This window comes from Haemophilus sp. SZY H56 (assembly GCF_054332415.1).
Genome location: NZ_JBTGNX010000007.1, coordinates 58,543 through 71,087, shown reverse-complemented (window position 1 = coordinate 71,087; position 12,545 = coordinate 58,543). Strand labels below are relative to the sequence as shown.

At 38.6% G+C, this 12,545-nt stretch carries 10 protein-coding genes, 2 pseudogenes and 1 CRISPR repeat array (1 of these 13 running past the window's edge); of the genes and pseudogenes, 8 read left to right on the top strand and 4 right to left on the bottom strand.

Features of this window, described 5'->3' with window-relative positions; genetic code table 11:
• The first annotated feature begins 64 nt into the window (after nt 1-64).
• The 3 genes and pseudogenes from ACXVWP_RS06870 to ACXVWP_RS06860 form a co-directional block, all read left to right on the top strand.
• The gene (locus tag ACXVWP_RS06870) at nt 65-706 is read left to right on the top strand and encodes a MerR family transcriptional regulator (protein WP_128787138.1); all 642 of its coding nucleotides are present in this window, start codon (nt 65-67) and stop codon (nt 704-706) included.
• A pseudogene (locus tag ACXVWP_RS06865) lies at nt 703-1,263 on the top strand (acyl-[ACP]--phospholipid O-acyltransferase); the annotation flags it as partial. The gene ACXVWP_RS06870 and the pseudogene ACXVWP_RS06865, both read left to right, overlap by 4 nt.
• A pseudogene (locus tag ACXVWP_RS06860) lies at nt 1,260-1,835 on the top strand (AMP-binding protein); the annotation flags it as partial. The pseudogenes ACXVWP_RS06865 and ACXVWP_RS06860, both read left to right, overlap by 4 nt.
• Nucleotides 1,836-1,902: 67 nt before the next feature.
• On the opposite strand, the gene ACXVWP_RS06855 reads toward ACXVWP_RS06860, so the two are convergent.
• Entirely contained in the window at nt 1,903-2,934 is a 1,032-nt protein-coding gene (locus ACXVWP_RS06855) for a branched-chain amino acid aminotransferase (protein WP_297567699.1), read from the bottom strand.
• Nucleotides 2,935-3,415: 481 nt separating this feature from the next.
• Here ACXVWP_RS06855 and ACXVWP_RS06850 point away from each other — a divergent pair, with 481 nt between their 5' ends.
• Complete coding sequence (locus tag ACXVWP_RS06850) at nt 3,416-4,309, top strand: transcriptional regulator GcvA (RefSeq protein ID WP_297567697.1); 894 nt, start codon at nt 3,416-3,418, stop codon at nt 4,307-4,309.
• Entirely contained in the window at nt 4,302-5,390 is a 1,089-nt protein-coding gene (gene rlmM, locus ACXVWP_RS06845) for a 23S rRNA (cytidine(2498)-2'-O)-methyltransferase RlmM (protein WP_297567695.1), read from the top strand. Before ACXVWP_RS06850 ends, rlmM begins: the two co-directional genes overlap by 8 nt.
• 59 nt (nt 5,391-5,449) lie before the next feature.
• On the opposite strand, the gene cmoB is transcribed toward rlmM, so the two are convergent.
• On the bottom strand, nt 5,450-6,415 hold the full coding sequence (cmoB, locus tag ACXVWP_RS06840) for a tRNA 5-methoxyuridine(34)/uridine 5-oxyacetic acid(34) synthase CmoB (RefSeq protein WP_297567689.1): 966 nt from the start codon (nt 6,413-6,415) through the stop codon (nt 5,450-5,452).
• On the bottom strand, nt 6,415-7,929 hold the full coding sequence (gene putP / locus ACXVWP_RS06835; RefSeq protein WP_297567687.1) for a sodium/proline symporter PutP: 1,515 nt from the start codon (nt 7,927-7,929) through the stop codon (nt 6,415-6,417). The genes cmoB and putP overlap by 1 nt, the downstream gene beginning before the upstream one ends.
• Before the next feature lie 117 nt (nt 7,930-8,046).
• Between putP and rng the strand changes: the two genes are divergently transcribed.
• The gene (gene rng, locus ACXVWP_RS06830; RefSeq protein WP_297567685.1) at nt 8,047-9,522 is read left to right on the top strand and encodes a ribonuclease G; all 1,476 of its coding nucleotides are present in this window, start codon (nt 8,047-8,049) and stop codon (nt 9,520-9,522) included.
• A gap of 44 nt (nt 9,523-9,566) precedes the next feature.
• Here the strand turns inward: rng and ACXVWP_RS06825 are convergent, their stop codons facing one another.
• Nucleotides 9,567-10,964 (bottom strand): MATE family efflux transporter, encoded by a 1,398-nt coding sequence (locus ACXVWP_RS06825; RefSeq protein WP_289901931.1) that lies wholly within the window; start codon nt 10,962-10,964, stop codon nt 9,567-9,569.
• Nucleotides 10,965-11,009: 45 nt separating this feature from the next.
• On the opposite strand from ACXVWP_RS06825, the gene ACXVWP_RS06820 reads away from it, so the two are divergent.
• Together ACXVWP_RS06820 and ACXVWP_RS06815 are read left to right on the top strand one after the other, a co-directional pair.
• On the top strand, nt 11,010-11,624 hold the full coding sequence (locus ACXVWP_RS06820; protein ID WP_289901930.1) for a riboflavin synthase subunit alpha: 615 nt from the start codon (nt 11,010-11,012) through the stop codon (nt 11,622-11,624).
• A 28-nt stretch (nt 11,625-11,652) separates the two neighbouring features.
• Complete coding sequence (locus tag ACXVWP_RS06815) at nt 11,653-11,928, top strand: hypothetical protein (protein ID WP_128787148.1); 276 nt, start codon at nt 11,653-11,655, stop codon at nt 11,926-11,928.
• Nucleotides 11,929-12,012: 84 nt separating this feature from the next.
• A CRISPR array of direct repeats spans nt 12,013-12,545; the repeat unit is 36 nt; unit sequence GTTGTAGCTCCCTTTTTTATTTCGCAGTGCTATAAT; it runs 296 nt beyond the window's last position.

Genomic DNA, 12,545 nt, shown 5'->3' with positions numbered 1-12,545 from the left:
CACTGTTTACTTTTTATTTTTATCCGATACAATACACAACAAATCAACCTAGAGGGAAATCCTTATGTTAAAAATGAATGATTTGGTTAAGCTTAGTCAGACACCAAAATCCACGGTGCTGTACTATGTGAAAGAAGGTTTGTTGCCAGAACCGGTAAAAGATAAACCGAATTTTCATCTCTATGATGAATATTGTGTAGAGTTGCTCAGTTTTATTAAATATCTACAAGGCAATTTCAATGCAACGATTTCACAAATTAAAGCACTTTTTGCTCATCCTGATTTTGATTGGAATAATCCTTATGAAAGCCTTATTGGATTATTGGATATCATCATGGGCGCTGAAAATGAAGTGTTCACTATTGAGCAATTATGTGAAGAATTTCATCTTTCTGCTAAACAAATCGAAGACATGGTAGCAGAAGGATTATTGAATCCTCGTGAAGGCATTTTTACAGCAAAAGAACGTGATATTTTGGCGATCTTAGCTCGTTGTGATGAAGCCGAAATGGAGGTAGTGAAAGCTTATTTAGCTGCAGCAAAAATGTTAGCGGAAAAAGAGGTGAATGTGACTTTAGCTGCATTAGCCAATAGCGAACAAAAAGATGAAAAATTAAAACATTTATTTGATTTATTGTTGGTGTTAAAACCTTATCTCTTGAATATGAAAACCTTTAATCTTTATCAAGCGGAGAGTGCGAAATGAAGCTCTTAAAATATGCTGGCTTTGTACCGTATTTAGCCATTGCCTTTATTAATGCCAGTGTGGATTTGGCGCATAAAATTACCATTCAAAATGTGTTACTGAAAAGTTTTTCAGGTGAGAGTTTGGTGGTTTTAACGGCATTAATTAATGCGATGATTTTATTGCCATTTATTTTCTTATTTTCCCCTTCGGCATTTATCAACGATAAATTTTCCCGTACCAATGTGATCCGTTATAGCAGTTTAGCGGCTGTGGTGATTAGTGCGGGGATTTTATTGAGTTATATGACGGGAATGTTTGCGATTTCCTTTGTACTGACATTGATTTTGGCAGCGCAAAGTGCGGTCTATTCTCCTGCCAAATATAGCATTATTAAATCAATTGTGGGCACTGAAAATATCGGTATGGCAAACGGTGTGATTCAAGCGCTTACTATTGTGGCCATTCTATTTAGTTCTTTTGCTTTTTCTTTCTTCTTTGAAGCGCATTATGTGGCATCAGATGATCCGAATGAAGTATTACAAAGTGTTTGGGTGATAGGTATAGCATTAGTATTACCTTCAATCAAGCTGGTACAGTCGGCATGCCATTACCGGGCACCATTATTAAAATTGTGGATCCAGAAAGCTTGCAAGAATTACCAGTCGGCGAAGACGGTTTGATCTTGATTGGTGGTGGGCAAGTAATGAAAGGTTATTTGAATGCACCAGAAAAAACAGCAGAAGTGATTGTTGAAATTGACGGTGTACGTTATTACAAAACTGGCGATAAAGGCCATATTGATCATAACGGCTTTATTACCATTGTGGATCGTTATTCTCGATTTGCTAAAGTCGGCGGTGAAATGATCAGTCTAGGTAGCGTGGAAGAGAAACTTTCACAAGTATTTGATGAAGAAAATCAATTTGTTGCCGTTGCCTTGAGCGATGATAAAAAAGGCGAGAGCATTGTACTTTTAATCAAATCTGCACTTTCTTTAGACGAGATTAATGAACGTATTAAAGGATTAAATGTACCGCCGATTATGCTCCCAAGCCAAGTCTTCTTAGTGGATGAAATTCCGATGCTCGGAAGTGGTAAAGTGGATTTCAAAGGGGCGAAGAACTTAGCGATGAGTTTGGTTAAGTAAAGAAAATCGTCATAAATGAAAGAGCGATCAATCTGATCTGATCGCTCTTTTTATTGATAGATATAAATTATTCTACTTTCACAATCCAGCCTTCAGGCGCTTCGACATCACCGAATTGGATACCGGTTAACTCGTTGTAAAGCTTACGTGTAACAGGACCTACTTCAGTTTCTGAATAGAACACGTGGAATTTACCTTTGTGTTGAATACCGCCTACTGGCGTAATCACTGCGGCAGTACCACAAGCCCCCGCTTCGGCAAATTGATCAAGTTGATCGATATACACATCACCTTCAATGGCTTCCATACCTAAACGCTCTTTTGCAATGTGAAGTAATGAGTATTTAGTTATACTTGGTAAAATAGAGTCGGACGCTGGTGTGATAAATTTATTATCTTTGGTGATACCAAAGAAGTTTGCTGCCCCTACTTCTTCAATTTTAGTATGTGTTTTCGGATCAAGATAGATCGCATCAGCGAATTTACGTTCAGGCGTACCTTCTTTTGCGGCTAGTTCATGTGGAAGCAAACTTGCTGCGTAGTTACCACCCACTTTTACACCACCAGTTCCCATCGGTGCTGCTCGGTCGTAATCGGTAGTGATGAAGTTTGAAGGGGCTAGCCCGCCTTTGAAGTATGCGCCAACAGGACAGCAGAATACGGAAAAAATAAATTCAGGTGCAGTTTTTACACCAATATTCGCGCCTGTACCAAAGAGGAATGGACGTAAATATAATGTTGCGCCAGATCCGTAAGGACCTAACCATTCTTGGTTTGCTTTCACCACTTCTTTACAAGCACGGATAAATAATTCTGTTGGCACTTGTGGCATTAATAAGCGATCAGAGGTATGTTGCATGCGTTTTGCATTTTGATCAGGACGGAATAAGTTGATTGAACCATCTTTACAACGATAGGCTTTTAAGCCTTCAAAGCATTGTTGACCGTAGTGAATTGCCGTTGAGCCTTCATGGATATGTAGCATATTATCAGTGGTCAGTTCACCTTCATCCCATTTACCATCTTTCCAATGAGCAATGAAACGGTAATCCGTTTTGATATAACTAAATCCAAGATTGTTCCAGTCTAAGTCTTTCATTTTGCTTCCTTAATTTGTATAAATAATTTTATGAATGGAAATGCGGTTAATCTACACCATTACGATAACTATGAAAACCTTTAAACACAAAAATATTGTGATTTCTCAAAATTTTTATTGGGTTTTCAAATTTGTGAAGTTAGTCAGGAAATAAAATTTTGCTTATGCTAAAATGCCAGGAATAAAAAAACGCCGCTCGAAACGAGCAGCGCTTAACCAGAATGGTTTAATATATACAGGAAGTAAATGAGTAACTTAATTGTTACTCCAGTTCGGAGAACCGAACTATATGCAAACACAACATCATACTTAAGCCTGAAACTCATTAACTTGTAAGGAATTACCAATCATTAAGTATGGGTGTATTGTAGGTAGAAGGTTGTGAAAGGACAAATGATGTTTTTTTATTTAATGCATAAAAAAAACTAATCCGATATATATTTTTTGATTATAAACTAAAATTTTATCCTTGGGAAGAATTATGTATAAACGTTTGCCTCCCCTTAATTCATTGAAGTCTTTCGAATCAGCCGCACGGCATTTAAGCTTTACAAAAGCAGCTGATGAGTTGTGTGTAACACAAGCAGCTGTAAGCCATCAAATAAAATTATTAGAAGATTTTTTAGGTGTTGAGCTTTTTATTCGTAAAAATCGTTCGCTCGAATTGACAGAATTTGGGAAAGCGTATTTTATCGATATTAATAAAATTTTAAGAAAATTAAATGAAGCGACGGAACGATTATTAACACTTAAGGCCGAGCCCCATTTAACCATTAGTGTTCCACAGACCTTTGGTATTCAGTGGCTTGTACCACATTTAAATGATTTTAATAAGCAATATCCTGAAATAGAAGTACGCTTAAAAGGCGTTGATCAAGATGAAGGTTTATTGGATAAAGAAATAGATATTGCTATTTATTATGGTAAAGGTGATTGGGAAAATTTACAGGTTGATCGTTTGGTCGAAGAGAACTTAGTAATTTTAGCTGCGCCTTCATTGCTTGAGAAAATACCAGTAAGTTGTGCTAATGATTTGAAAAAGCATACGCTGATTCATACGCATACCCGAGATAACTGGCAAGCGGTGGTGGATTATCTCAAATTAGATGATTTGAATATTCAGCAAGGTCCGTTATTTAGCCATACTTTTATGGCATTGCAAGCGGCCGTTCATGGGCAGGGTATTGCGTTAGCGAATCGTATTTTGGCTCAGCAAGAAATTGAAAGCGGTCATTTGCAAATTGTGTTACCAACCGAATTACGGGATCCAAAATCATTCTATGTGGTCAATCATTTAGATCGTTTAGATGATGAACAAATTCAAGCCTTTAGAACATGGATTAAAGATTCAATTAAATTAGGAAAACATGAATAAATTAGCCTTATATTGTCGAATTGGCTTTGAAAAAGAAGTCGCCGCAGAAATTACCGACCGAGCCTCTGAGCGTGGTGTATTTGGTTTTGCTCGCGTAGTAGAAAACAGCGGCTATGTCATTTTTGAATGTTATCAACCGGGTGATGCGGATCGTTTAGCGCGAGAAATCCCTTTTAATCGTTTGATTTTTGCGCGTCAAATGATCGTTGTTTCAGATTTCTTAGAAAATCTCGATCCTCAAGATCGTATCTCGCCAATTATGGCTCAATATAAACATATTGCAGAAGGCATTAATCTTAAGCAAGCGGTAGAGCTATTTGTCGAAACAGCTGATACGAATGAAGCCAAAGCGCTTTCGACATTTTGCCGAAAATTTACCGTGCCGTTACGCCAAGCGTTGAAAAAACAAGGTTGGTTACAAGGTAAGCCGAATGCAAAGCGCGGTCAGATTTTACATTGTTTTTTCACTCAGCCGAATTGCTGCTATGTAGGGTATTCTTATCTTGACAATAACTCTACCCATTTTATGGGGATACCACGTTTGAAATTCCCAGCGGATGCGCCAAGCCGTTCAACTTTAAAATTGGAAGAGGCGATTTTAACCTTTATTCCTCGACATGAAGAAAGTAGACGCTTAAATGAAAATATGGTTGGCGTTGATCTCGGAGCTTGCCCTGGTGGCTGGACTTATCAATTAGTGAAACGTGGTTTATTTGTGTATGCAGTTGATCACGGCAAAATGGCGGCCAGTTTGCATGATACCGGTAGAATAGAACATTGCCCAGAAGACGGATTTAAATTCCAACCACCAAAACGCAAGCATATTGATTGGCTTGTGTGTGATATGGTGGAGCAACCAAGTCGAATTGCGAATTTAATAGGGAAATGGTTGATTAACGGCTGGTGCCGAGAAACCATTTTCAACTTGAAATTGCCAATGAAAAAACGTTATCAAGAAGTGATGTTGTGCTTAGAAAATCTTGCTGTGATGTTAGCAGAAAAAGAATTGGAATTTGATATTCAAGCAAAACATTTGTATCACGATCGCGAAGAGATTACGGTGCATATTGCATTAAAATAGAAAAGTAAAGAGCGGTCAAAAAAACATTGAATTTTTTGACCGCTCTTTTATTTAAGCAATTATTTATTGGCTAAAATCACTGCGCGAGTTGGAGCTTGATAGCCTTCGATGGTTTTACTGTGATTATTTGGATCTAAGAAATCAATCAAACTTTCATTTTCTAACCAATCCGTTTTACGCTGTTCTTCTAATGTAGTGGTGGCGACATCCACACAACGCACATTAGTAAAGCCGACTTTTTCCAACCAATTAATGAGAGCAGCAACAGAAGGAATAAAATATACGTTCTTCATTTTTGCATAGCGATCTGAAGGCACTAATACCGTATTGACATCGCCATCAACTACTAAGGTTTCTAAGACGAGCTCGCCACCTTTTACTAATTGATTTTTTAGCTGTGTGAGGTGATCAAGTGGTGATTTACGATGATAAAGTACACCCATTGAGAATACCGTATCAAATGCCGCAAGTGGTTGCATTTCTTCAATACCTAATGGGATTAAGTTAGCTCGACGATCGTTATTTAATAATTTTCGAACGGCTTCAAATTGGCAAAGGAAAAGTTCGGTTGGATCAATACCCACCACCATTTTTGCACCTTCGCCAACCATTCGCCACATATGATAGCCGCTACCGCAACCCACATCTAAAATGGTACGATCTTTTAATGGAGCAAGATGAGGCAAGACACGATCCCATTTGAAATCAGAACGCCATTCGCAATCTACATGAATATCAAATAAATGATAAGGTCCTTTTCTCCATGGCATAAATTGCTTTAAATGGTGGATAATGCGTTGTTTTTCACCCTCTAAAAGTGGGGAAGTGCGGTCAGATTTCACGGCATTTTTTAAATCGATGGTATCTGCCTGCAAATCAGGAAGAAAGTCCACAATTTTTGACCATTTGGCATAATCACCATGGGTTTGTTTTTCCCATTCTTTTAACTGCAAAGGCAACGTTTCTAGCCAAGCAGATAAATTGGTGGTGGCAATTTGCTGATAAAAAGGACGAAAATCAATCATTATTTTGCTTCCTTATAGGCTTTTTCGGCTTTCTCAAAGGTTTCTTTAACTTCATTTTCTGGTTCGGCAGAAAGGAGAGAAACCACAATAATTGCCAGGCTAGCAAGCGTAAAACCTGGGATCATTTCATAGACGTTAAACCACTCACTGGTTTTAGGAATGACGGATCTCCAAGCAAATACGACGGTAGCCCCCACAATCATTCCAATTAAAGCTGCAGAAGAAGTCATTCGTTTCCAGAATAAGGAGAAAAGTACAACAGGACCAAATGCAGAACCAAAGCCTGCCCATGCAAATTCAACGAGTTTTAGTACTTTGCTGTTTTCATCTTGCGCAATCCAAATGGCGATAGCGGCAATAACTAAAACCATTGCACGACCTAACCAAACTAATTCTTTTTCAGCGGCTTTTGGACGAATAAATCCTTTATAAAAATCTTCAGTAATAGAGCTAGAAGAAATTAATAATTGTGCGGAAAGTGTACTCATTACTGCTGCTAGAATCGCAGAAAGCAGAATACCGGCAATCCATGGATTAAAGAGCAATTTAGCCAGTTCAATAAACACTTGTTCTGGTTCATTATTTACTACGCCCGCAACATCAGGATTCGCAAAGAAATAAGGGATACCGAAGAAACCGATACCGATAGCACCTGCTAAGCAAATCACCATCCACGTCATACTAATACGGCGTGCTTTGATTAATGATTTCACCGAATAAGCCGCCATAAAACGCGCAAGGATATGCGGTTGACCAAAATAACCTAAGCCCCAAGCCGCTAAACTTAATAAACCTAATGGCGTGGTAGAACTAAATAAATCGGTAAAGTCTTTACTTGCCGCAATTTCAGCTTGATGGAGTGCTTCCGTAAATTGTGATGCATCGCCCAAACTTAAAAAGATGAAGAGTGGCGTTAAAATTAAGGCAAAAATCATTAATGTCGCTTGAATCGTATCAGTCCAACTTACCGCTAAAAAACCACCAATAAAGGTATAGAGAATAGTCGCTAATGCGCCGTACCAAATGGCGGTGGAGTAGTCGACTGAGAATAGGTTTTGGAATAATTTAGCACCCGCAACCACACCCGAGGCACAATAAATCGTGAAGAATGCTAAGATGATTGATGCAGACACAATTTTTAAGAGATGATGCTTTGTGCCAAAGCGGTGGTGGAAATATTCTGGTAATGTGAGCGCATTGTTGTTAAATTCGGTATAAATTCGTAAGCGACCCGCCACGAGCAACCAGTTAAAATAAGCTCCAAGGATTAAACCAATGGCGATCCAACCTTCTACTAAACCAGATACATATACCGCACCTGGCAAGCCCATTAATAGCCAGCCTGACATATCAGATGCGCCAGCAGACATGGCGGTTACAAAACTCCCGAGTTTACGGCCACCTAAAATATAATCGGATAAGTTGTTTGTATAATAATAGGCAAGGACACCGATTAAAATCATGCCGAAAATATAAATACTAAAAGTAATAAGTGTTGGGTCTAAACCAAACATTAAATACCCCAAAATAAGTTATGAAAATTTGAGAAAGGTCATATTTTACCTTATTTGGGGCTATTATTCTATTTCCCTTTTCGATAGACTTATACCATTAAAACTAAGGTCGAAAAAATGAATTCTGTTGAATTATTAATGAATGTTACGCCCAATGAAACCCGCGTTGCGTTGGTGGAAACGGGCGTTTTAAAAGAAGTTCATATTGAACGTCAAGCCAAACGTGGCATCGTGGGGAATATTTATAAAGGGAGAGTAACTCGTGTTTTACCGGGGATGCAATCTGCGTTTGTGGATATCGGTTTAGAAAAAGCCGCATTTTTACATGCTTCCGATATTGTTTCACATACCGAGTGTGTGGATGTGAATGAACAAAAGCAATTCCGAGCAAAAAGCATTTCTGAACTCGTACGCGAGGGTCAGGATATCGTAGTACAAGTGGTAAAAGATCCTTTGGGTACCAAAGGTGCAAGATTAACCACCGATATTACATTGCCTTCTCGTTATCTTGTCTTTATGCCAGAAAATAGCCATGTTGGGGTATCGCAACGTATTGAAAGCGAAGAAGAGCGCGCAAGATTAAAAGCGTTAGTTGAGCCTTTTTGTGATGAGTTAGGTGGTTTTATTATTCGTACCGCCACCGAAGGTGCAACGGAAGAGGAATTGCGTCAAGATGCAGAATTTTTAAAACGTTTATGGCGTAAAGTGCTTGAGCGTAAAGGCAAATATCCAACCCGTTCTAAAATTTATGGTGAGCCCGCATTACCACAACGTATTCTGCGTGATTTTATCGGCGCTAATTTAGAGAAAATTCATATTGATTCCAAACTTTGTTTTAACGAAGTGAAAGAATTTACCGATGAATTTATGCCTGAATTAAGTGATAAATTAATGCTTTATACGGGCAGTCAACCGATTTTTGATATTTATGGCGTAGAACGTGGTATTCAAAATGCCTTAGAGAAACGCGTGAATTTAAAATCGGGCGGCTATCTCATTATTGAGCAAACCGAAGCCATGACGACCATTGATATCAATACGGGCGCTTTCGTTGGTCATCGAAATTTAGATGAAACGATTTTTAACACCAATATTGAAGCCACTAAAGCCATTGCGCAGCAGCTACAACTGCGTAATTTAGGCGGTATTATCATTATTGATTTTATTGATATGCAAACCGATGAGCATCGCAATCGCGTGATTGAATCCTTGGAAGAGGCCCTATCGAAAGATCGCGTAAAAACGAATGTGAATGGTTTTACTCAACTTGGCTTAGTGGAAATGACCCGTAAACGTACTCGCGAAAGTTTAGAACACGTATTGTGTGATGAATGCCCAACTTGTCAAGGTCGTGGACGTGTAAAAACCGTTGAAACGGTATGCTATGAAATTATGCGTGAGATTATTCGCGTTAACCACTTATTCTCGAGTGAACAATTTGTGGTTTATGCCTCTCCAGCCGTAGCGGATTATTTAATCAAAGAAGAATCGCACGGTTTATTGCCAGAGGTTGAAATGTTCATCAGCAAACAGGTTCAAGTTAAAACGGAACAGTACTACAATCAAGAACAGTTTGATGTAGTCGTGATGTAAAAGATAAAAGTGCGGTCAATTTTTGATCGCACTTTTTACTTTAACTACTTCAATCTTTCTAACTGTTGAATAATGGCTTCATCAGGTTGTGATTGGATTTTTCGCATACGTATAAAGAGTAAAGTGGCGGCAATGGTTAATGCAATGATAAACGCAACCCAGAAGCCTTTTGCACCGATGCTTGGAACAATCCAATCCGTGCGGGAAAGAATATAACCAACAGGGATACCCACGCCCCAATAGGCAAGTAACGTGATATAAAGGATAATTTTGGTATCTTTATAGCCACGTAAAATACCGCTCACTACCACTTGCACCGAATCTGAAAATTGATAAATCGCCGCCATTGCTAATAAGCTGCCTGAAAGGGCAATAACGGTGGCATTATCGCCTACAATTAATGCGGCGATTTCTGCACTAAATACCCAAATTACCAACGCCAATACACTTGCCGCGATCAAACCAAGAATAATAGCAGCGTGAGCCATGATTTTGGCTTTTTGTGGTGCGTGATTACCGAGTTCTTGCGCCACTAAAATGGTTGCAGCCATCGCAATAGACATGGGGAACATAAAGGCTACGGCACTGGTGTTTAAGGCAATTTGGTGGCTAGCGACTACATCCGCACCTAATGGGGAAAGTAATAAACTACTCAAGGCAAACAGTGACACTTCACTGCACAGCGCAATGGCAATAGGTAAACCAAGTGCGGTCAATTTTTTCAGTGTTTTGATGTCAGGCTTTTCAATAATCTTTTCAAAGACTTTTAAACTACGTTCGTTATAGTTTTTGGCCGAATAAGTAATCATTAAGATCGCCATCGCCCAGTTGACAATAGCCGTTGCCACACCACAACCAACACCGCCCAATGCTGGCGCACCAAATTTGCCGTAAATAAATATATAATTCAGTGGAATATTCAGCATTAACCCCATGAAGGTAATCACCATGGACGGTTTGGTCTTAGCAATGCCATCATTCAAACAGCGGAAATTAATCAGCAATAAATAGGCAGGTAAGCCCCACACCATCGCACGCAAATAATTCATCGTCACATCTGCCATGTGGGTATCCATATTCATAAACTGTAATATGAAATCATTATGATAGATGATGAAAGCAAGGGGAATCATCACTAAAAATGAAATCCAAAGGCCTTGTCTTACTTGGTGAGCAATGCGATGGCGCTGCCCTGAACCATTTAAATAGGAAATTGTTGGTGGCAAGGCGAGTAATAAGCCTTGTCCGAAAAGTACTAAAGGTAGCCAAATGGAGGCGCCAATACCGACGCCGCCTACATCAGCCGAGCTCACACGCCCCGCCATAATCACATCCACGGTGCCCATGCCAGTTTGAGCTAACTGGGCAAGCCCGATAGGTGTCGCAATGCGGATAAGTTTTTGAATATCAATACGGTATTGAGAAAAAAGACGAGAATTCATAAATTTTGCTATAATATTGGAAAAGTTTTTAATGAAGGAATAATAATGTTTACAGGTATTGTACAGGGCATCGCCCAAATTCATACAATTAAAGATAGCGATAATTTTAGAACACAGATCGTAAAATTACCAGCTGAAATGCGAAAAGGCTTAGAAATCGGTGCATCAGTGGCGAATAACGGCGTATGCTTAACAGTGACTGAAATTCATGATGATCTTGTGAGCTTTGACCTAATGCAAGAAACCTTGCGCATCACCAATCTCGGCAGCTTAAAAGCAGGGGATTTTGTCAATATTGAACGCGCAATGCAAATGGGTGCAGAAATTGGTGGGCATATTTTATCTGGCCATGTTTATTGTACTGCAAGCGTTTCACAGATTATCGAAAGCGAAAACAATCGTCAGATTTGGTTTAAATTACCTACTAAAGACGTGATGAAATATATCCTCACCAAAGGATTTATCGCGATTGACGGCATCAGCCTTACTATCGGTGAAGTGAAAGGTGATGAATTCTGCGTGAATTTAATTCCTGAAACTTTGCATAGAACTCTGATCGGCAAACGCCAAATTGGCGATTTAGTAAATATTGAAATTGATCCTCAAACACAAGCGATTGTAGATACAGTGGAGAATTATTTAAAAGCAAGAGGGATATAGTTAATTAAGATTACTATAAGGAGGAAATATGTTTAAAGATGAAATTGCTCTTATTCGCTTTTTAGGCAGAGAGTTTATTGTCGTGTTTAATGTGTTTTTTCTATTTCCGCTTTCAATTATTTTAGTGCTGATTGGCGTTATTCATGGTGTAATATGGAATGTACTTTTAGGTATTGTATTTACTTACCTCGTATTTCTTGTCTTATTTAGGATATTAATCTATTTTTTATATAAAAAATGGGAGAGAGAGCATCAGAAAAAAATGCAAGAAGAGAATAAAGTTAAATACATTATTATTAAATAATAAATTTATACTGTATTGTAATAACACCCTTTTTTCATTTCGCAGTGCTATAATTAAATAAGGTAATCCCCAGTCAGTATTTGTGTTGTAGCTCCCTTTTTTATTTCGCAGTGCTATAATGTTTGACAATCTAGCCTGAAATCAGCCCCAGTTGTAGCTCCCTTTTTTATTTCGCAGTGCTATAATTAGCTCATCAACTACAAAATCACAACCGCTGTTGTAGCTCCCTTTTTTATTTCGCAGTGCTATAATCATTTCTGCGTCGTATGTATCGTCACGCTTGTTGTAGCTCCCTTTTTTATTTCGCAGTGCTATAATCGAAAAACGATAGAAATTTTGCGTAAATGGGTTGTAGCTCCCTTTTTTATTTCGCAGTGCTATAATGTTACCGCCTACGGCTTTCACAAGTTACCGGTTGTAGCTCCCTTTTTTATTTCGCAGTGCTATAATGTACCGTACTTGTTTTTATGCGGAAATGCAGTTGTAGCTCCCTTTTTTATTTCGCAGTGCTATAATTCAATGCCTGTGTAAAGTAAACGCTCTTTAAGTTGTAGCTCCCTTTTTTATTTCGCAGTGCTATAATGCTTCATTGGCAAAATAGGCAGTTTTTTGGGTTG